Annotated in this window: 20 protein-coding genes; all 20 read right to left on the bottom strand. The window is 46.8% G+C overall.

All coding sequences use genetic code 11. From position 1 onward, the window contains the following. Nucleotides 1-75 precede the first annotated feature (75 nt). Nucleotides 76-1,290, bottom strand: coding sequence for a c-type cytochrome biogenesis protein CcmI (ccmI, locus tag OO774_RS04205; protein WP_264904979.1), 1,215 nt, complete (start codon nucleotides 1,288-1,290; stop codon nucleotides 76-78). Then, entirely contained in the window at nucleotides 1,290-1,775 is a 486-nt protein-coding gene (locus OO774_RS04200; RefSeq protein ID WP_264904977.1) for a cytochrome c-type biogenesis protein, read from the bottom strand. The genes ccmI and OO774_RS04200 overlap by 1 nt, the downstream gene beginning before the upstream one ends. Next, entirely contained in the window at nucleotides 1,772-2,326 is a 555-nt protein-coding gene (locus OO774_RS04195) for a DsbE family thiol:disulfide interchange protein (RefSeq protein ID WP_020334587.1), read from the bottom strand. Before OO774_RS04195 ends, OO774_RS04200 begins: the two co-directional genes overlap by 4 nt. Then, nucleotides 2,319-4,304 carry a heme lyase CcmF/NrfE family subunit gene (locus OO774_RS04190; protein ID WP_264904974.1) on the bottom strand — a complete coding sequence of 662 codons (1,986 nt, stop codon included), beginning with the start codon at nucleotides 4,302-4,304 and terminating at the stop codon, nucleotides 2,319-2,321. The genes OO774_RS04195 and OO774_RS04190 overlap by 8 nt, the downstream gene beginning before the upstream one ends. Next, nucleotides 4,301-4,786, bottom strand: a complete 486-nt coding sequence (gene ccmE, locus OO774_RS04185) for a cytochrome c maturation protein CcmE (RefSeq protein WP_264904972.1) — start codon at nucleotides 4,784-4,786, stop codon at nucleotides 4,301-4,303. The genes OO774_RS04190 and ccmE overlap by 4 nt, the downstream gene beginning before the upstream one ends. Next, nucleotides 4,783-4,989 carry a heme exporter protein CcmD gene (ccmD, locus tag OO774_RS04180; RefSeq protein ID WP_014232640.1) on the bottom strand — a complete coding sequence of 69 codons (207 nt, stop codon included), beginning with the start codon at nucleotides 4,987-4,989 and terminating at the stop codon, nucleotides 4,783-4,785. The genes ccmE and ccmD overlap by 4 nt, the downstream gene beginning before the upstream one ends. 11 nt (nucleotides 4,990-5,000) lie before the next feature. Then, nucleotides 5,001-5,744 carry a heme ABC transporter permease gene (locus OO774_RS04175; protein WP_014232641.1) on the bottom strand — a complete coding sequence of 248 codons (744 nt, stop codon included), beginning with the start codon at nucleotides 5,742-5,744 and terminating at the stop codon, nucleotides 5,001-5,003. A gap of 119 nt (nucleotides 5,745-5,863) precedes the next feature. Further along, nucleotides 5,864-6,532, bottom strand: a complete 669-nt coding sequence (ccmB, locus tag OO774_RS04170) for a heme exporter protein CcmB (RefSeq protein WP_264904969.1) — start codon at nucleotides 6,530-6,532, stop codon at nucleotides 5,864-5,866. Nucleotide 6,533: 1 nt separating this feature from the next. After that, nucleotides 6,534-7,151 (bottom strand): cytochrome c biogenesis heme-transporting ATPase CcmA, encoded by a 618-nt coding sequence (ccmA, locus tag OO774_RS04165; RefSeq protein WP_264904967.1) that lies wholly within the window; start codon nucleotides 7,149-7,151, stop codon nucleotides 6,534-6,536. 244 nt (nucleotides 7,152-7,395) lie between these two features. Then, nucleotides 7,396-7,887 carry a DUF2802 domain-containing protein gene (locus tag OO774_RS04160; protein WP_264904965.1) on the bottom strand — a complete coding sequence of 164 codons (492 nt, stop codon included), beginning with the start codon at nucleotides 7,885-7,887 and terminating at the stop codon, nucleotides 7,396-7,398. Nucleotides 7,888-7,901: 14 nt separating this feature from the next. Continuing rightward, the gene (locus tag OO774_RS04155) at nucleotides 7,902-8,396 is read right to left on the bottom strand and encodes a chemotaxis protein CheW (protein WP_264904963.1); all 495 of its coding nucleotides are present in this window, start codon (nucleotides 8,394-8,396) and stop codon (nucleotides 7,902-7,904) included. 35 nt (nucleotides 8,397-8,431) lie between these two features. Continuing rightward, nucleotides 8,432-9,445, bottom strand: coding sequence for a chemotaxis protein CheW (locus OO774_RS04150; RefSeq protein ID WP_264904961.1), 1,014 nt, complete (start codon nucleotides 9,443-9,445; stop codon nucleotides 8,432-8,434). Continuing rightward, complete coding sequence (locus OO774_RS04145; protein ID WP_264904959.1) at nucleotides 9,438-10,214, bottom strand: ParA family protein; 777 nt, start codon at nucleotides 10,212-10,214, stop codon at nucleotides 9,438-9,440. Before OO774_RS04145 ends, OO774_RS04150 begins: the two co-directional genes overlap by 8 nt. An 8-nt stretch (nucleotides 10,215-10,222) precedes the next feature. Beyond that, nucleotides 10,223-11,335, bottom strand: a complete 1,113-nt coding sequence (locus OO774_RS04140; RefSeq protein ID WP_264904957.1) for a chemotaxis response regulator protein-glutamate methylesterase — start codon at nucleotides 11,333-11,335, stop codon at nucleotides 10,223-10,225. 28 nt (nucleotides 11,336-11,363) lie between these two features. Next, nucleotides 11,364-13,553 (bottom strand): chemotaxis protein CheA, encoded by a 2,190-nt coding sequence (locus OO774_RS04135; RefSeq protein WP_264904955.1) that lies wholly within the window; start codon nucleotides 13,551-13,553, stop codon nucleotides 11,364-11,366. 9 nt (nucleotides 13,554-13,562) lie between these two features. Further along, on the bottom strand, nucleotides 13,563-14,303 hold the full coding sequence (locus OO774_RS04130; RefSeq protein ID WP_264904954.1) for a protein phosphatase CheZ: 741 nt from the start codon (nucleotides 14,301-14,303) through the stop codon (nucleotides 13,563-13,565). A 115-nt stretch (nucleotides 14,304-14,418) separates the two neighbouring features. Beyond that, complete coding sequence (cheY, locus tag OO774_RS04125; RefSeq protein WP_020333593.1) at nucleotides 14,419-14,787, bottom strand: chemotaxis response regulator CheY; 369 nt, start codon at nucleotides 14,785-14,787, stop codon at nucleotides 14,419-14,421. Nucleotides 14,788-14,832: 45 nt separating this feature from the next. Continuing rightward, nucleotides 14,833-15,567 (bottom strand): RNA polymerase sigma factor FliA, encoded by a 735-nt coding sequence (locus OO774_RS04120; RefSeq protein ID WP_264904953.1) that lies wholly within the window; start codon nucleotides 15,565-15,567, stop codon nucleotides 14,833-14,835. Further along, nucleotides 15,560-16,447, bottom strand: coding sequence for a MinD/ParA family protein (locus OO774_RS04115; RefSeq protein ID WP_264904951.1), 888 nt, complete (start codon nucleotides 16,445-16,447; stop codon nucleotides 15,560-15,562). The genes OO774_RS04120 and OO774_RS04115 overlap by 8 nt, the downstream gene beginning before the upstream one ends. A gap of 14 nt (nucleotides 16,448-16,461) precedes the next feature. Continuing rightward, complete coding sequence (gene flhF, locus OO774_RS04110; RefSeq protein WP_264904950.1) at nucleotides 16,462-17,982, bottom strand: flagellar biosynthesis protein FlhF; 1,521 nt, start codon at nucleotides 17,980-17,982, stop codon at nucleotides 16,462-16,464. Nucleotides 17,983-17,992: the final 10 nt, after the last annotated feature.

The following is a 17,992-nucleotide window of genomic DNA, read 5'->3' as shown; positions in this document are numbered from 1 at the left end:
CCAGCATTAGCTGGCCTTTTTCATTCTACTCGATAGTTTAGAGCCGTACCACTATATGGATATGACTCGCAACTATTAAAATTGCTTATTGATAATAACTTCAACAGGTTGCCCGAATTCGACAACACCACTTTCGCCGTGCCAGTCATGATCACGGGTTGCCACGTTGCCATCCGAATCGACACGTACACGTACCAAAAGCTTATCCAATGAAGACAACTTTGAGCCTTGCATCATGGCATTGCCATCATCCAGAACCACGGTTCTCGGGAATGATGCTAACGGGTAACGAGCAGCGGCTACTGGCATTGGAGAGCCATCAGCACGGTGGACAGACACGATAAGTACCCCGTTAGGATCGACCTGAGCTTCAGGAGCAAGACTGATGGTAACCGCCACGCTTTTATCCGGAGACACCGCTTCGCCCATCTGTTTACGTGCGCTATCAATGCTGCGAGAAAGCATCTCATAGCGGCTATCTTCAGGACCGATCATCTGTTGCATTACACCCCAGTATTTGATCGCTGCTGGGTAGTCTTGACGTTCAAACGCATCGAACGCAAGCAGCGAGAAGACACGCAGGTCAACTCGGTCTTGTTGCACTAGTTGTCCGAGAAGAGAACGGGCCGTGTTCTGATCCATTTCTTCCTGAGAAAGCATCAGAGCTTGCGCGTACCCCAGCATAATATCCGGGTCTTTAGGCTCAAGGTTGAACGACTTTTCCATCGAATCGATCGCAGTGGAAACATCACGATTAGCCAAAGCAATGCGCCCCAACAGCAACCACCCCGTTGAATCTTCCGGTTGATAATGCAGACGAGTACGCAACGCTAAGGTCAAATCCGCCATCTCTTCATCACTCATAGGTTCTGCTGATGACGACATCAGTTTCTTCGATAACTCTGGTAAGTTTGCTGACACTTCCTGCCATCGAACCACTTCCTGAGAGGCGCCAAATTGGTAGTACAAACCATAGCTTAATACGACGGTCAAAATGACGGATGGAATCAAAACAGCGACAGGAGAAATTTTTGTTTCTTTGTGTCCGTTACCTCCCGGAATATCATCTAGCAATGATTGTTTAAGATCCGAAATCAAGTCTTCCTGGCTTTCAACCAATCCTTCTTCGGTCTCTTCTTGTAACTCTGATAAACGATCTTTGTAAAACGCTTTATTAAGTTCATCGCGTAGTACTTCATCGTTGTTCGCTTTTTGTTTTAGTAACGGCATGGCTACTAAAGCACAAGCGATCAGCGTAAGAACAACAGTAGATATCCAAAATAGTGTCATTACTTCTTATCTCCGTCGTTCTCTTCTTCAAGTAGTGCTTTGAGGCGAGCTTCTTTTTGTTCGTCCCATTGTTCATCACTATTTGCGACGACTTTTGCCTTGGTTTTGCGACTACGTAATACGATCAAAGCAAAGCCACCCAGTACAACAGCAAGAGGCCCCAGCCATAAGATAGCCGTAGCAATGGTGAACGGCGGATTGTAAGTCACAAAGTTACCGTAGCGCGCCACCATGTAATCGACGATCTCTTCCTTAGACTTGCCCTCTTTGGTCATTTCATACACTTTATGGCGTAAGTCTTGAGCAAGCTCGGCATTAGAATCAGAGATCGTGTTGTTCTGACATTTAGGGCAGCGCAGAGTGTGGCTTAGCTCTTTGAACTGCTGTTCTTGCTTGAGGTTATCAAACTCATACACCTCAATGGCGGCATGGGCCGCTAACGAGAGTGTCAGCGCTGCAAATACGGCTAAAATTACCTTTCTCATAGCTTCGCCTCCTCAACCAACTGATTGTAAAGCGGTTCTAATGTATCAGCCCAATTGCGTGGATTGACATCCCCGACATGGCGATAACGAACAACACCATTAGCATCGATAATAAACGTTTCCGGAGCCCCGTAAACCCCTAAGTCCAGGCCTAACATACCGCTGCCATCAAACAAACTGATCAGGTAAGGATTACCCAAATCATTCAACCAACCTACTGCTTTAGTGCGATCATCTTTGTAGTTCATACCGATGATCTTGACACCTTTACCAGCCAGTTCATTCAGATACTTATGCTCTGCATAACAGGTTGGACACCAGGTAGCCCAAACGTTGAGCAGTAAAGGCTCGCCTTTGAAAATAGATTGATCGTATTCTTTACCCGGCTCAGCCAAATCTTCAAGGTGGAAGGCTGGTACAGGTTTTCCCACTAATACCGACTCAAGTTTTGTCGGGTCATCACCCTCTTGGTTACGCATCAACTGGGTTGCAAAGATCCCCGCCAGGACCATGAAAGCAACTAACGGGATAAACAAGACTTTCTTATTCATATTGTGCGACCTGCTCCTTTGCCTTCGCGCTCTTCTTAGATGACTTGCGGAAGCGGTAACGCTTATCTGAAATAGCCAGACCACCACCAATTGCCATGATCAAAGCACCAGCCCAAATCCAACGAACGAACGGTTTGTAGTAAATACGTACAGCCCATGAGCGGTTGTCTTCTAAACGCTCACCCATCGCAATGTACAGGTCTCGGGTCACGCCGCGATCAATTGCCGCTTCTGTCATCATAGACTTAGCAGTACGGTAAAAACGCTTCTCGGCATGCAGCGTATTGACGTAGTTGCCGTTATGCGTCACTTCAAAATCCGCGATATAACCATCGTAGTTAGGGCCATCTTTGTCTCGCAAGCCAGAGAAATAGAAGTCATAACCCTGGATTTGGAAGTGTTCTCCCGGAGCCAAACGCACATCACGCTCAATGCTGTAGTTCTGCACCATCGCGATACCGATAATGGTGACCGCCAAACCAATATGACCTAACATCATTGCCCAGTGACTGCGCTGCAACTTACCTACACCTTCCACGAAGCTGTGTCGGTGAGTCGCACGCTCATGCAGCTCGAAACCGTGCATGACGATGATCCAAATTGCCATTACCCAGCCGATGTAGGCCATAATTTGGAAGAAATCTGCGAATAGATAGACACAAACCGCCGCTAAAACTAGTGCAGTGACCCCAGAGATCAGCATAGGCTTAACGATTGAAGACAATTGATCTCGTTTCCAGCGGATAAGCGGACCAATACCCAATAAGAAGGCAAATGGCATCATCAACCATGCAAACAGCATGTCGAAGAATGGCGCGCCAATTGAGACAGAACCAAGGCCAATTTGCTTATGCACCAGCGGTAACAATGTACCGACTAACACAACAACCAGCGCTGCGATCAACAGTACGTTGTTGCCAAGTAATACATTCTCTCGCGACACTAAATCGAAGTTACCACGTACACGAACCGATGCACCTTTTACCGCAAACAGTAGCAATGAGCCGCCGATAACAAATACCAGGAAGGCAAGAATAAACATGCCGCGAGCAGGATCAGAGGCGAACGCATGCACTGAAACCAAAATACCTGAACGCACCAGGAACGTCCCCAGCAGACTCAATGAGAATGCAGAGATAGCAAGCAGTACAGTCCACGCTTTAAAGGTGCCGCGTTTTTCGGTGACGGCCAAAGAGTGCATCAATGCGGTACCAGCCAACCAAGGCATAAAGGAGGCGTTTTCTACTGGATCCCAGAACCACCAGCCACCCCAGCCAAGTTCGTAATATGCCCACCAAGAACCTAGCGCGATACCTAGAGTTAGAAATACCCACGCCGCAGTTGTCCAAGGACGCGACCAGCGAGCCCAGGCGGTATCTAAACGGCCCGTCATCAAAGAAGCAATAGCAAATGAGAACGCAACCGAGAAACCTACATACCCCATATAAAGCATCGGAGGGTGAACAATCAGCCCCGGGTCTTGTAGAAGTGGGTTCAAGTCGCGACCATCAACAGGGAAGAACGGCAAGGTACGCAAGAATGGGCTTGATGTGAAAATAATAAACATCAGGAAGCCGACCGAAATCATCCCCATTACTGCCAGTACGCGCGCGACAGATTCTTGTGGCATACCACGGCTGAATGTTGCAACAGCAACGGTCCAAGCTGCCTGAATCAACACCCAAAGAAGTAGTGAGCCTTCGTGCGCGCCCCACACTGCTGTCAAACGGTAGTACCAGGGCAACTGGCTGTTTGAGTTACTGGCTACATATTGCAGGGTAAAATCGTTGGTATAAAAGCCCCAACATAAAATAACGAACGAGAACAACAGCATGAGAAACATCGACCAGGACAGAGGACGAGCGGTGTTCATCAGCATGGTGTTGTTTTTTGATGCCCCCCAAAGCGGCAGTATGCTCAGCAGTACAGCCATGGCAAGCGATAGTATCAGGGCAAAGTGACCAATTTCTGCAATCATTGGCCACTTCCTTGTGTTTGCTCAGCGCTATACTTCATTGGTTGATGCGTTTTTTCCATCGCTTCTGCGATTTCTGGTGGCATGTAATCTTCATCGTGTTTTGCTAGCACTTCAAACGCTTCGACAGTGGTCGCATCACGTAAAACACCTTGTGCAACAATACCCTGCCCCTCACGAAATAAATCCGGAAGAATACCTTCATAAACAACGGTCACTTTCGGGCCGATATCGTGTAGGTCAAAACTGACTTTCAAAGAGTTAGGATCACGACGAACTGAGCCGTTTACTACCATGCCACCGATTCTCAGACGTTGGCCGACTTCCGGTTTAGTACCATCAGGCTTACCATTGACCAATTCCGTAGGCGTGTAGAATAGGTCCATATTCTGGTTAAGCGCGTAAAGCATCAAACCAATGGTGGCACTAATACCGACAAAGATAGCCAGTACAATACCTAGCCTCTTTTTACGTCTCGGGTTCATAGGGTGTTCTCCATATTCTTCGCTGCGTCAATACGAGCTTGACGGTCAATTTTTGCTTTCACTTCATTCAATAACGCATCACCACGACGAAGGCTGGTGATTAAGAGAATCAGCATCGATAGAAAAGTGATGCCAAACGAGCTCCATACGTATGATGCATAGCCACCCATGGCAAAAAAGTCGCTCAGAGATTCAAAATACATAATTCACTACCTCACTGAGTTTTTTCGGTTGCAATTTGACGTACCCAAGGGCGGTGACTCTCTTTGCTGATGATTTCATTTCTGAAACGCACCATCGTCACAGCGCCAAAGAAGAACGCAAAACCAAAGATATTCAGCAGCAGAGGCCAGAGCATGTCAGCTGAGATGGATGGTTGTTCGAATTTTGTGATGGTTGCACCTTGGTGTAGCGTATTCCACCATTCCACAGAAAAGTGAATGATTGGTAAGTTAACCACGCCAACGATCGCTAAAATACCTGCGGCTTTGGCAGCAGTCTTTTGATCGTCAAAAGCATGGTACAGCGCAATCACCCCCAAGTATAAAAACAGAAGAATAAGTTCAGAAGTCAGGCGTGCATCCCATACCCACCAGGTACCCCACATTGGCTTACCCCATACTGCGCCAGTCACAAGCGCGATAAAGGTATATACTGCTCCGATTGGCGCCATCGCTAAGGCTGCCATATCGGAAAGCCGAACTTGCCATACCAAACCAATAAAGGCAGCAATCGCCATCGACAAGTAAGCGCCCATCGACCACATTGCGGAAGGAACATGAATATAGATGATACGGAAACTGTCACCCTGTTGGTAATCTGAAGGCGCAAACGCTAGCCCCCAAATGGTACCTGCCGTTAAAAAAACGAGGGCCAATACAGAAAACCAAGGCAGAAACTTACCACTAAGACGGTAGGCAGCTTCAGGCTTGGCATAAGGATGTAGCCATTTCCACATTTTTCAATCTCACTCTTGCTATATAGAGGCACAGTCTCTCAGGTCGAAGCCATCGCTGTGCTTTAATCATTATTTAAGTCCGTCTAATACCAACTTTAGAAAAGGACTAGTGGTTAATGTTAGTTAACACTAACTCGCAACGCTGCGCTGATTGCAAAGGGTGTGAGTGTCATTGCTCCCATGAGCATCGCTCCTAACACCGCCAGTTGGCCGTTATACGCTACACCGAGCGCTGCCGCATCAATTGCAGACGTTGCAAAAATCAGAATTGGGATATAGAGCGGAAGCACAAGCAAACTTAAAAGAACGCCTCCCTTTTGCAACCCAACTGTCAGTGCCACCCCGATGGCACCAATAAAACTTAACGCCGGTGTACCGATACACAACGTAAACACAACCGCCAACCAAGTATTGAAATCCAGAGAAAGTAATACCGCCAATAGAGGACTGATCAAAATCAGCGGTAATCCTGTTAACAACCAGTGGGCTATGACCTTCGAAATCACCACAAGTTGCAATGGAATTGGCATGAGCATCATTTGCTCTAATGCACCATCTTGAAAGTCATCACGAAATAGGCGCTCTAATGATAATAATGCAGACAACAATGCAGCAACCCAAACAATGCCTGCTGAAATACGCGCTAACAAATTTGGCTCAGGACCAATACTGAGTGGAAACAAAGTAATAACAATTATAAAGAACCAAAGTGGGTTCAAAATGTCGGCTTGACGGCGATAGGCAATCAAGAGTTCACGACGGATAACAGTGGTCATGGCCGATATCATATTACTCACCCAATTTTATTTTTCTAAGTTTCGGGCTATCAGAAAACATGTCTTGGTGCGTGGTCAAAATCACAATCCCACCATTGTCAGCATGATTAGCAAACAAGGCTTCTAACACTTTGACACCTTGCTTATCGATCGCCGTCAGTGGTTCATCCAGAATCCACAAGATTTGCTTACTCAGCCACAGTCTCGCGAGCGCTACGCGTCGTTGCTGACCAGCTGAAAGTTGCGCAACAGGAATATCTTCTCTCCCCGCTAAGCCAACTTGAGTTAAAGCGGAAAAAATGTCGTCATCAGAGGTGTGATTGTTATGAATAGACTGGTAAAAGCGTAAGTTTTCTAATGCAGTAAGTTCACGTTTTACGCCTGTTTGGTGGCCTAAAAACAGTAAATCTCGATGAAAGATGTCACGAGATTTTTCAACCTCTTCTCCCTTCCATTTGATGATGCCGTCTTCTCTGTCACCCAACCCTGTCACAATGCGTAATAACGTTGTTTTGCCCGTTCCGTTTCGCCCTTCAATCTGGACTAGCTCGCCTGGTTTTATAGTAAATTTCAGGTTTTCAAACAGGACCCTTTCGTCACGGATCGCAGTAAGGTTAGACACTTCTAACATAGGGCTTCAACTAAATAATAAACGAGCAGCTATATTAGCACAGCTTAGTTAAGACGAAACAGGACAAGAGACCATAGATGTAAGTAAGTTCATGAATTTTTGTTAACTTCCTTACACAATTCGATAAATTTAACCATAAATGGTTATATAGATTAATAAGGATGGGACCGCTATTTCATAAGAAGTAAAACATACCGTTTTAGGCGAGGGATAAAAAAAGAAGCCGAAGCTTCTTTTTTTTAATCTAACGTCGTCTTCCTTGTGACGGATAGCTCGACGCTTCAGAAGGTCGGCTGCTGAGTGGTGGGATTTTCTCTTTACCTGCCAGCTTTTTCTGTAGCGATAGCATCAGTTCAGCTTCGGCTTTGGGTAATTCACACTCTTCGATCAGCTCGTTAATATCAGCACCTAATTGAACCATTTTAGAGGCTCGGCTATACAAACGCCCGTCCGTATCAGTATTTTCCAGCTCACGGATACGTTCGTTTAGATGTTGAATAACATCTTGTTGTTCTGTCACCTTCTGCCCTAAACCGACAACCACAGAGCGGACTTCCAACAACTGTTTGCTCAGTTTCTGTACTTCTTTATCAGCATGTCGAGTTTGGACTCTCTGAAAATCGATTTTCTTTTGCAAACCTGAGCGAATACGCAGTTGCAAAGCGAGCAGCAAGAGCACAACGAAAACCACACCACCAGCGATGAAGGGGATAGATAAAAAATTCACTTCAGCCATGTTCATTCAGCCCATTATAGATGAGCCATATCATCCCATTCGTCTTCGGTTAACAGCTTGTTCAAATCAACCAGGATAAGTAGCTTACCATCACGATTGCTGACGCCTTGAATGAACTTCGCACTCTCGTCAGTTCCAACAGAAGGGGTAGTATCGATCTCAGAAGAACGCAGGTAAACCACTTCTGCAACGCTGTCGACCAGAATACCAATCACCTGATGTTCAGATTCGATAACAATGATACGCGTATTGTCCGTCACTTCGCCTTCAATTAAGCCGAAGCGTGAACGCGTATCGATAACAGTAACCACGTTACCACGAAGATTAATAATACCCAGCACGTAATCTGGTGCGCCAGGTACAGGGGCAATTTCGGTATAGCGAAGCACTTCACGTACCTGCATTACATTAATGCCGTACGTTTCTTCTTCTAGTTGGAACGTTACCCACTGAAGCACTTCGTCATTTGTGGCATCTTTCTTCACTTCAACTGCAAAAGCTTGAGACATAGTTAATCCTCGTTAATATCGTTGCCGACTTAATTCTAATTCATTGATTTCACGTCTAAACCAGCGTTTAGCATGTCTATAAGTGCTTGGACGTGAATTAAAGCACACATTTTTTCTTTCACCATGCCCGCCAGCCAGGGACGCTTACCCGCCTGTTCACGCCAGCGAACATTGTCAACATTGAGTACCTCAGTCCCCATTAGCTGGTTACTGGCTAATCCCCACATGCTTTCACCAAGCATGACGACATATTGGTAGTTCTCTTTATATTCTTCACTACAGAGCTTGTCAGCCATCACCCACTTTGCGGTATCAACCACATCAAACTTTTGCTCGCGATTTGTCTGCAGCCCCAAGTACCAGTCAGGTTTACCAATTAAATGATTCAGCTCGGTGATACGATGAATACCACCTAACTCGTCTAGGGGCACCGCAAACGTCACAGCATTCACATCGAAGTAAAGCACCTGAAAGTTTTCCGTTCGCTGAGTACTTTCCCATGGATTTGGTAAAGCTGAGTTAGCTTTGGACTCGGAGGCCGCTACCATTCCTGGCTCAGGTTCGATAACTTGTTCGAGTTCAGGTTGAGCCGAAATAATTTCTGGCTGGTCTACTTCGATAGCAGGCGCTTCGGTAACCCATTCCTGAATTTCTTCCGCCATTTCAACTGGCTGAGAAACCTCCGCCAATATAGGTTTTGCTTGCTGAGCAATAGCCATGGTGTTCTGGGCCAGAATCTCATCGATATCCAGTTCGTCAACCACATTACTCGACTCAAGCTGACTTAATAAACGCTCAACATCTTCTAAGTTGGGGGCTTCCAACTCCAGAGAACAAGTTTCTTGAAATGCAGTCGGCTCCTCTTGAAGAGGTTGCAACTGCAATTCTGGCTCTGGCTCTGGCTCTGGCTCTGGCTCTGAAGATGCGAGTTCTTGAGCAAGTAAGTCAAACTCTTCATCCAGCTCTTCAAGCTCAGTGTCTTCGTCTAGCAATGCGCAGAAGTAATCATCAAGTGCCTGTTCACTGGAAATAACGTCATGATCACTCATCGAGCGCTAACCTCTGCAGATAAATCAATAGCTGCTTATACGCAAAGACACCACGACTGCCTGATGCAAAGTGCGAAACAGGCAAATGCTTCAAGCTCGCATCGCGAAACTTAGTATCGATTGGCACAGCCGATGACCATACCTGACTCGGGTAGTCCTGTTTCAGTTGGGTCAGCGTCTGCAATGAAGCTCTGGTTCGCTTGTCGTACATGGTTGGCACTATCGTGACTTTAAAACCACCCGGACGTGATTTTTTCATGATGCTCAAGGTACGCATCATACGCTCAAGACCTTTCATCGCCAGAAACTCAGTCTGAACCGGGATCAAAATACGATCGCTTGCAGCAAGTGCATTGACCATCATCACTCCAAGAATCGGCGGGCAGTCGATCAACACGTAATCGTAATCTTGAGAAACCGCTTTGAGTGCTCGCTTGAGAATCAATCCCATGCCGCTGCGATTACCCATCACGCGATCTAATGTCGCGAGGGACATGTGGGCAGGGATGATATCCATACCGTCCAGTTGCGTTTTAAGAATCAACGGCTTTACGCTTTCATGCGTGAACGCTTTGAGCTGAAAAAGATCAAACAAGCTTGATGCCACGTTATCAGAGTCGTAACCGAGATAGGTCGTGAGTGAACCATGAGGATCAGTATCGACCATGAGCACACGATGGCCCTTCTGACTTAAAAGACCCGCTAATGTTACCGTGGTGGTCGTTTTACCTACCCCACCTTTTTGGTTAGCTACACTCCAAACGATCATGATCTATCCTACGCTAGCCCCACTTCGACCAGTATGCGTTCAGCAATGCGGTCCAGGGGTAAGTCCTCGGACGAAATACCCGCTTTCGCGACAGCCTGAGGCATACCGTAAACCACACAACTTTCTTCATCTTGTGCCCAAATCGTCGACCCCGCAGTTTTCAACATGCGTGCGCCTTCTCGGCCGTCTGCACCCATTCCGGTCAGCACGAGCGAGAGCACTTTATCTCGGTACACTTTTGCTGCAGAGCCAAAGGTAACATCAACACACGGCTTATAGTTCATGCGGTCACCGCCATCAAGAATGCGCAATCGTGCAGCACCTGCGCGGCCATCAATCATCATCTGTTTGCCACCCGGAGCAAGATACGCCACACCAGCTTGCAATACATCGCCATCTTGCGCTTCTTTGACTTGAATCTTGCACAACGTGTTCAGGCGACTGGCGAATGCCGCTGTAAAGGTTGCTGGCATATGCTGGATAAGAACAATCGGATGCGGATAATTCGCGGGCAAACGCGTCAAAATCTTTTGCAAAGCCACGGGCCCACCTGTGGATGTGCCGATGGCCGTAAGCTGATATCGCTTTCCGGATGATCGATACTTCGCCCCCGCAGAGCGAGGCTTTGGTGTCGCTGGGATCGAATCGCGCGTTGCAAGCGGTCGAGTCAGTGACGATGTTGCCGCTGGAGATGTGCGAGCAACAGGACGACGTAAGAACGAACGCTTGGATGCAATCTGAATGATGCGTTGCTGAAGTAGCGATACCGCCTCGTCACGGTTGCGCGCGATGTCCTCGAATTTTTTCGGTAAAAAATCCAGAGCGCCCGCATCAAGCGCATCCAGTGTTGCTTTCGCACCATCATGAGTCAGTGACGAAAACATCAGGATTGGCGTCGGCGACGATGCCATGATTTCACGAACCGCCGTGATACCGTCCATCACGGGCATTTCAATATCCATGGTGATGACGTCAGGCTTAAGAGATTTGGCCTTTTCAACCGCTTCTCTGCCATTCACCGCAACGTCTATCACTTCTAGGCGCGATTCTGAGTTGATGATTTCGCTAACGCGACGACGGAAAAAACTTGAATCATCAACGACTAGTACTTTAATCGCCATTTTATTCCTTTCTAAACATCCGCTTCGATTAAATTCGTGAAGCCGAGGCGTATCGCGTTAGTAAATCTGGCACATCAAGAATCAATGCGATGTGACCGTCACTGGTGATTGTCGCGCCCGCCATACCAGGCGTACCTTGCAATAGTTTATCCAGTGGTTTGATCACCACCTCTTCTTGTCCTATTAGCGTATCAACAACGAAACCAACACGTTGGCTGCCAATCTGAACGATGACAACATGACCATGGCCCGTACGCTCCTGAACTCGTGGTGACTTAGTCGCCAGCCAGTTTTGCAAATAGAACAATGGGATAGACTTTTCACGAACAATAATTGTCAGCTGACCGTCGACGACGTTAGTACGGCTTAAATCCAAATGGAAGATTTCATTCACTGAAGCCAAAGGTAGCGCGAACGGATGACCACAGACGCCAACCATCAGAGTGGGTAAAATCGCCAGCGTAAGCGGAACTTTGATATTAATCTTAGTGCCTTTGCCAAGCTCCGAATCAATATCTATTGAACCATTGAGGGTATTGATGGCTGTTTTCACCACATCCATACCAACGCCGCGACCTGAGATATCAGAAATCTTCTCTTTGCTTGAAAAACCAGGCGCAAAAATCAAGTTAAAACACTCTTTATCAGTCAAGCGAGCAGCGGCATCTTCGTCCATCATGCCGCGTTTGACGGCGATAGCACGAAGTTTGTTCGGGTCCATACCACCGCCGTCATCGACGATCGACAGTTCAATGTGGTCCCCTTCTTGCGAAGCAGACAGAAGCACTTTACCTGTGCGTGATTTGCCTGCTTTTACGCGCTCTTCCGGCATTTCAATACCATGATCGACCGAGTTGCGCACCAAGTGGATCAATGGATCGGCTAAAGCTTCAACCAAATTTTTATCAAGATCCGTTTCTTCACCGCGCATTTCCAGCACGATGTCTTTATTCAGGTTACGCGCCAGATCGCGAACAACACGCGGGAAGCGACCAAACACTTTTTTGATTGGCTGCATGCGCGTTTTCATTACCGCACCTTGCAGATCGGCCGTTACAACGTCTAAGTTCGCGACCGCTTTCGACATTTCTTCATCGTTGCTGTTAAGTCCAAGACTTAACAAACGGTTACGGACTAGCACCAACTCACCGACCATATTCATAATGGTATCAAGCGTTGAGGTATCCACTCTTACGGTGGCTTCTGCCTGTGGTTTCTTGGCCGCTGGTGCCGAAGCTTTGGCTTCTTCCTTCACCGCGACGGGTTTGGCCGTTGGCTGTGGTGCAGGTGCTGCTGCCACTTTCGGTGCTACTGGGGCTGGGTTAGCAGAAGCAGGCTTAGTCGCCATATCGAGCTCTTCAACCGATGGTCCTTTACCCGTTCCGTGCAGTTCATCGAGTAGTTTTTCAAACTCTTCATCCGTCATCAAATCACTGTCGTTATCTGTCATTGATGAAGAACTAGCTGGAACAACGGGCTCCGGAGATGTTGGTAGTTCAACTGGTGCAGAAGTAGACGACGATGGACTGTTGCCTACACCATGAAGTTCATCCAGAAGACGTTCAAATTCATCGTCGGTTATATCACCGCTATCACTAACAGCAGCGTTTACTTGTGTTGGTTTAGAAGGCTCAGATTTAGAGACGCCCGGCGCGCTGCCTTTACCATGTAACTCATCCAGCAGCTTTTCAAATTCGTCTTGCGTAATTTCGTCCACAGAACCAATACTTGAATCGACAGCTGGTACTGCTGGCTCTTGCTCAGGTATGACTGGCTCTGCAGGAATGATCGGCTCTTCTATCGCCCTTGTTACTGCCTCGTCTTCTGATTCAGGCTTACACAAACGATGTAGTTCAGCAAGGAGTGTTGGATCAGCGGCTTCAGGCACTGCGCGTTCTTGTACCGCCTGGAATTGAGTATTGACCGTATCAAGTGCCTTAAGCATGGTATCCATCAGGCTTGGGGTGACTGAGCGTTGACCATTGCGTAATACGTCAAACACGTTTTCCGCGCCATGACACGTATCGACCAGTTCAGCTAATGAGAGGAAGCCAGCGCCTCCTTTTACCGTATGGAACCCGCGGAAAATAGCATTGAGTAAATCTTTGTCTTCTGGATTATTTTCCAGTTCGACCAATTGCTCGGAAAGCAGCTCTAGAATTTCGCCCGCTTCAATGAGAAAGTCTTGTAGAATATCTTCGTCTAAATCGTAGCTCATACGTTACCTTTAAAATCCAAGACTGGACAACAAGTCATCGACTTCGTCCTGCGATGAAACCGCATCTTCTCTCAGTTCCGGATGAAGAATCGGACCCTCGGCTTCACTTGATGGTTTACTCTTTTTATCTGCCGGTTGTTGTAAAACTTGAGTCTGTTCTTCTGGTTTGTTAACAGAGAAAACGGTGAGGATGTCCACTAAACGACCTTCAACTTCATTCACCAGCGTGATAACACGGCGAATGATTTGGCCGGTTAGGTCTTGGAAGTCTTGTGCCATGAGAATTTCGGTCAATTGACCGCGCAATTCGGTGCTGTCACCTTCGACCTGAACCAATAGTTCATCGATGCGATGACAAAGCGCTTTAAATTCACTTAGCTCAATGCGACCGCGCATCAGCTCGTTCCATTGGGGACGGACTTGCAGAAGGCCTTCATGCAAGTTATCGGCGATGGGAAGGCAGCAATCGACTGCATCCATCGTTTTGTTCGCTGCCAGTTCTGTTTTCTCAATCACATAGTTAAGACGATCCCGTGCATCCGGGATTTCATCTTGTGCAATTTCGGTCATGCGTTGATCGAAGTTGAACTGCTTGAGTGAATCGTGAAGATCGCGAGTTAACGCTCCAATTTCTTGAAGCATTGGATTCTCAACGCCTTCATATAACGAGGCAACGAGCATATTGGCTTGCTCTTGATGCCCGTTCTCTAACATTTGAACGAGCGACTTCGCCTGCTCTAGTGAGATCATTCTGAATAGACCTTTTACGTTTAGTTCTTCTTATCGCTTTGGGAAACACTAATCGAGCCATTGTTAGGTAATTTTAATTTGATATGAATGGCTCGATTAACAAAGAGTAAGAGAATTATAAACGCTCGAAAATTTTCTCTAGTTTTTCTTTTAATGTTGCAGCAGTAAATGGCTTAACAATGTAACCATTGACACCAGCTTGAGCCGCTTCGATGATCTGCTCTCGTTTCGCTTCAGCCGTAATCATAAGAACAGGAAGGTGCTTAAGTTCAGCATCCGCGCGGATATGTCTCAGCAAATCGATACCTTGCATACCTGGCATATTCCAGTCAGTTACCACAAAATCGAAGTCACCTTTTTTCAGCATTGGTAATGCAGTTAAACCGTCGTCCGCTTCTTGAGTGTTATTGAAACCCAAGTCACGAAGCAGATTTTTAACAATACGGCGCATTGTTGAAAAGTCATCAACAATAAGGATCTTCATGTTTTTATTCAAAATTGCCTCCACTGAATCTTAAAGTCAGTGTTTTTAATTATTTTGTGTCCACGCACTTAGCTTGGTGCGTAAACGTTGCATCGATTGACTCAGAATTTGACTTACGCGAGATTCGCTTACGCCCAACACATCACCAATCTCTTTTAAATTGAGTTCTTCGTCATAATAAAGCGAAAGTACCAACGCTTCACGCTCTGGAAGCTGTTTTATTGATTCAATCAGTGCTTTACGAAAGGATTCATCAGCCACACCTTTAAATGGGTTGCTGTTATCACTTTCGTCGGATGGTGAAATCACATCATCTGAAACACCTAAATCCTCAATACCGACTAACTTTGAACAGTTTATATCAGTTAGTGCATGATGATATTGATCCAAAGTCATTTCGAGATGAGCTGCGACTTCAGAGTCTGTCGGGTCACGGTTGAGAATACCTTCGAGCTCTGCAATCGCTTGATTGATTTCACGATTATTTTTATGAACCGAACGCGGTACCCAATCGCCTTTACGCATGTCATCTAGCATTGCGCCACGAATTCGGATACCAGCATAGGTTTCAAAGCTCGCACCTTTAGAACCATCATAATTCTGCTGAGCTTCGATAAGGCCGATCATGCCAGCCTGGATTAGATCCTCTACCTGAACACTCGGCGGTAAACGGCCTAAAAGGTGATGAGCAATACGCTTAACCAACACAGAATAACGCTCTATGAACGCCTGTTGACTGTTAACTTTCCCGCGTTGATCGTAGGTTACTGCATTATTCACCAAATGGGTCCTCTGTGAATTCGCTACGATTTAGAAGCCTCTCGACAAAAAACTCCAAGTGTCCGCTTGGTGTTTTTGGTATTGGCCACGTTAATGCTTTATTGGCTAAAGAACTGATCGCTAAAGCTGCAGGAGAGCGTGGAAACGCGTCTACGACAATTCTCTGGCGTTTCACCGCTTGGCGTACTTTATCATCTAACGGAATACAGGCGACAAGTTCAAGGCTTACATTCAAGAATCGTTCTGTGACAAGTGTCAGTTTTGCAAACAATTCTCGCCCTTCTCGATAGCTTCGCACCATATTTGCTACCACTTTAAAGCGCTGAACTTGATGCTCTTTACTCAGTAGCTTGATTAATGCGTATGCATCCGTAATGGACGTTGGCTCATCGCACACCACGACCACGACATCTTGGGCTGCTCGCGAGAAACTGATAACCATGTCTGAGATACCTGCAGCGGTATCAACCAGTAGGACATCCATTTCATCTTCCAAACTGCCAAATGCACGAATAAGACCGGCATGTTGAGAATGAGAAAGCTCCGTCATGTTCTGTGCGCCAGATGTTGCAGGAATGATTTTGATTCCGTAAGGGCCTTCAACAATCGCATCTTTTAGCTCACATTCCCCGGCAAGGACATGTCCTAAGTTGCGCTTTGTACGAATACCGAGCATTACGTCAACATTAGCCAGCCCCAAGTCGGCGTCGAGCACCATTACCTTCTTGCCTTGACGAGCCATAGAGATCGCGAGGCCCAGTGTTACGTTTGATTTACCCACACCACCTTTACCACCAGTAACAGCAATTACTTTGGTTAATGATGGCTGTGTTAAGCGACGGAGGCCGCTTGCTTGATCGTGTATCATATTCTCAGTCATAGTAATCCGTCGCCCTAGAGTCCTTCACTTTCGCTGTTCCAAAAATGAGGTTCGTTCTCTATCGACTTCTCTAACAGTTCATTTGCTTTCGCAAGCATGTATTTCGGTTGTGCTATCACAATGTCTTCGGGTACGCGCTGACCATTGGCAATGTATGCCACTGGCAGTGCATTCTGAATCACGACACTGATGAACTCCCCTAAACTCAGGGATTCATCAAGTTTAGTCATTATACAACCTGACAGAGGGATACGTCTGAAGTGTTCTAGTGTTTCTTGCAGAACGCGACGTTGTGCGGTAGCTGGCAAAACAAGGTAGCTGTGAATCACTTCTCCACTCTCTTGCATTAAGGTATCGAGTTGCTCAGTCAGCCTCACATCTCGTTGCCCCATCCCTGCCGTATCAACCAAAATCAATCTTCTGTTTCGTAGCTGATATATTACATCGGCTAACTCTTTAGAATCTTTAGCAACTCTTACGGGACAACCCATAATTCTTCCATAAATAGAGAGCTGCTCGTGTGCACCGATACGATAAGTATCTGTTGTAACCAATGCCACATTGTCGGCACCATACTCCATCGCTGCCCGAGCCGCCAGCTTCGCCACGGTTGTCGTTTTTCCGACCCCCGTAGGACCAAGCAGTGCAACCACGCCACCACGCTTTAAAATATCTTGTTTTGGAATATGGATTTGATCCGCCACGAGTGAAAGTAATGCCTTCCAGGCTCGTGCCGGCTTGGTATCTTCTGGGATATAACACGCCATTTGATCCGCTAGTTCCGAAGACACGCCCATCCGCTCTAATCGCTTGATCAACATGGCTCTTAGTGGTTCACGGCGTTCTACTTCCTGCCACATCAAACCAGAAACCTGATGCTCTAAAAGACGTCGAATTGAGGTCATCTCTTCGCGCATATTTTCTAGTTCGGTCTCTGACTCTTCACGTGCGTCTGAGGATCGGCGGCGATCATAGCGCGTTGGATCAAGTTTTGGTTTTGGACGTTCAAAACGGTCATCTTGAGCGATGAGCTTCGCCAAAGGGGAGTCTGGCTGATAAGGTGCAGCTCTTTCTTGACTGTATTCGTCACGTTGCTTGTTTTGGCGCTTTAAGAGTGCTGACAGTGAATCTTCATTTTCAGCCACATACTCATCAGTATCATCAGCACCACCGCTGTAATGCTTAAGCATGCTCGCAAAACGCTGCGTCATTGAGCCTGACTTTTCACGAGAATCCGTTTTACTATTCTTCAGGCTGATTTTATCTTCTTCTAAGCTGCGCTCCTGAAAGCGCTCAGCCGCTGAAGAGGACATTTGACGATGTTCGTTGTAGCGATTCGGTAGAGAGGTACCACGATTAAGTTGCGCGGAAGCGTTTGGTGAAGACGCGTTTGCTTCACTATCGATGGCTGCCACGATAGCCACCCCGCCAGCCACTTTCTTATTCGACATGATTACCGCTTCCGCACCCAACTCCTCTTTTACTTGGAGTAGTGCTGTTCGCATGTCTTTGGCAAAAAATCGCTTTATTTTCAAACTATCAATC

The sequence above is a fragment of the Vibrio sp. STUT-A11 genome (assembly GCF_026000435.1).
Taxonomy (GTDB): domain Bacteria; phylum Pseudomonadota; class Gammaproteobacteria; order Enterobacterales; family Vibrionaceae; genus Vibrio.
The sequence above is the reverse complement of the archived record's forward strand: the minus strand, read 5'-3'. Positions and strand labels throughout refer to the sequence as shown.

What these genes read in the sequence shown, in the direction of transcription:
- ccmI (WP_264904979.1), bottom strand. Translation starts at nt 1,290, where the DNA reads ATGACACTATTTTGGATATCTACTGTTGTTCTTACGCTGATCGCTTGT.
- OO774_RS04200 (WP_264904977.1), bottom strand. Translation starts at nt 1,775, where the DNA reads ATGAGAAAGGTAATTTTAGCCGTATTTGCAGCGCTGACACTCTCGTTA.
- OO774_RS04195 (WP_020334587.1), bottom strand. Translation starts at nt 2,326, where the DNA reads ATGAATAAGAAAGTCTTGTTTATCCCGTTAGTTGCTTTCATGGTCCTG.
- OO774_RS04190 (WP_264904974.1), bottom strand. Translation starts at nt 4,304, where the DNA reads ATGATTGCAGAAATTGGTCACTTTGCCCTGATACTATCGCTTGCCATG.
- ccmE (WP_264904972.1), bottom strand. Translation starts at nt 4,786, where the DNA reads ATGAACCCGAGACGTAAAAAGAGGCTAGGTATTGTACTGGCTATCTTT.
- ccmD (WP_014232640.1), bottom strand. Translation starts at nt 4,989, where the DNA reads ATGTATTTTGAATCTCTGAGCGACTTTTTTGCCATGGGTGGCTATGCA.
- OO774_RS04175 (WP_014232641.1), bottom strand. Translation starts at nt 5,744, where the DNA reads ATGTGGAAATGGCTACATCCTTATGCCAAGCCTGAAGCTGCCTACCGT.
- ccmB (WP_264904969.1), bottom strand. Translation starts at nt 6,532, where the DNA reads ATGATATCGGCCATGACCACTGTTATCCGTCGTGAACTCTTGATTGCC.
- ccmA (WP_264904967.1), bottom strand. Translation starts at nt 7,151, where the DNA reads ATGTTAGAAGTGTCTAACCTTACTGCGATCCGTGACGAAAGGGTCCTG.
- OO774_RS04160 (WP_264904965.1), bottom strand. Translation starts at nt 7,887, where the DNA reads ATGGCTGAAGTGAATTTTTTATCTATCCCCTTCATCGCTGGTGGTGTG.
- OO774_RS04155 (WP_264904963.1), bottom strand. Translation starts at nt 8,396, where the DNA reads ATGTCTCAAGCTTTTGCAGTTGAAGTGAAGAAAGATGCCACAAATGAC.
- OO774_RS04150 (WP_264904961.1), bottom strand. Translation starts at nt 9,445, where the DNA reads ATGAGTGATCATGACGTTATTTCCAGTGAACAGGCACTTGATGATTAC.
- OO774_RS04145 (WP_264904959.1), bottom strand. Translation starts at nt 10,214, where the DNA reads ATGATCGTTTGGAGTGTAGCTAACCAAAAAGGTGGGGTAGGTAAAACG.
- OO774_RS04140 (WP_264904957.1), bottom strand. Translation starts at nt 11,335, where the DNA reads ATGGCGATTAAAGTACTAGTCGTTGATGATTCAAGTTTTTTCCGTCGT.
- OO774_RS04135 (WP_264904955.1), bottom strand. Translation starts at nt 13,553, where the DNA reads ATGAGCTACGATTTAGACGAAGATATTCTACAAGACTTTCTCATTGAA.
- OO774_RS04130 (WP_264904954.1), bottom strand. Translation starts at nt 14,303, where the DNA reads ATGATCTCACTAGAGCAGGCGAAGTCGCTCGTTCAAATGTTAGAGAAC.
- cheY (WP_020333593.1), bottom strand. Translation starts at nt 14,787, where the DNA reads ATGAAGATCCTTATTGTTGATGACTTTTCAACAATGCGCCGTATTGTT.
- OO774_RS04115 (WP_264904951.1), bottom strand. Translation starts at nt 16,447, where the DNA reads ATGACTGAGAATATGATACACGATCAAGCAAGCGGCCTCCGTCGCTTA.